Origin of the sequence: Lacrimispora sp. 38-1 (genome assembly GCF_049890855.1) — a bacterium.
Taxonomy (GTDB): domain Bacteria; phylum Bacillota; class Clostridia; order Lachnospirales; family Lachnospiraceae; genus Lacrimispora.
In genome coordinates this window covers 1-941 of the sequence record NZ_JBANEW010000084.1, presented here as the reverse complement: position 1 = coordinate 941, position 941 = coordinate 1, and the positions used below count along the sequence as shown (strand labels likewise).

The 941-nt window shown below is 63.8% G+C and carries 1 protein-coding gene; it reads left to right on the top strand.

Translation table 11 applies throughout. From position 1 onward, the window contains the following. The coding region (locus V7D18_RS23425; protein WP_426158017.1) for a hypothetical protein at nt 1-941 on the top strand (941 nt) is incomplete at both ends.

Here is a 941-nt window from a genome sequence, read left to right as displayed (position 1 = left end):
AGATACCGGCCCGACCGGAGATACAGGTCCAACGGGAGATACCGGCCCGACCGGAGATACAGGTCCGACCGGAGATACCGGCCCGACCGGAGACACAGGTCCAACGGGTCCAACCGGAGACACAGGCCCAACGGGAGATACAGGTCCAACAGGAGATACTGGTCCGACTGGAGATACCGGCCCGACCGGAGATACAGGTCCAACGGGAGATACAGGTCCAACAGGAGATACTGGTCCGACCGGAGATACCGGCCCGACCGGAGATACAGGTCCAACGGGAGATACCGGCCCGACCGGAGATACCGGCCCGACCGGAGACACAGGTCCAACCGGTCCAACCGGAGACACCGGCCCAACGGGAGATACTGGTCCAACAGGAGACACCGGCCCAACGGGAGATACCGGCCCAACCGGAGACACCGGCCCAACGGGAGATACCGGCCCGACCGGAGACACCGGCCCAACGGGAGATACTGGTCCAACGGGAGATACCGGCCCGACAGGAGATACGGGGCCAACGGGAGATACAGGCCCAACAGGAGATACAGGCCCGACAGGAGATACTGGTCCAACTGGAGACACCGGCCCAACGGGAGACACCGGCCCAACGGGAGACACCGGCCCAACTGGAGACACCGGTCCAACTGGAGATACTGGTCCAACCGGAGATACCGGTCCAACTGGAGATACTGGTCCAACCGGAGATACCGGCCCGACAGGAGATACCGGTCCAACTGGTCCAACGGGAGATACTGGTCCAACCGGAGATACCGGCCCGACAGGAGATACCGGCCCGACAGGAGATACTGGTCCAACTGGAGACACCGGCCCAACGGGAGACACCGGCCCAACGGGAGACACCGGTCCAACTGGAGACACCGGCCCAACGGGAGACACCGGCCCAACGGGAGACACCGGCCCAACTGGAGACACCGGTCCAA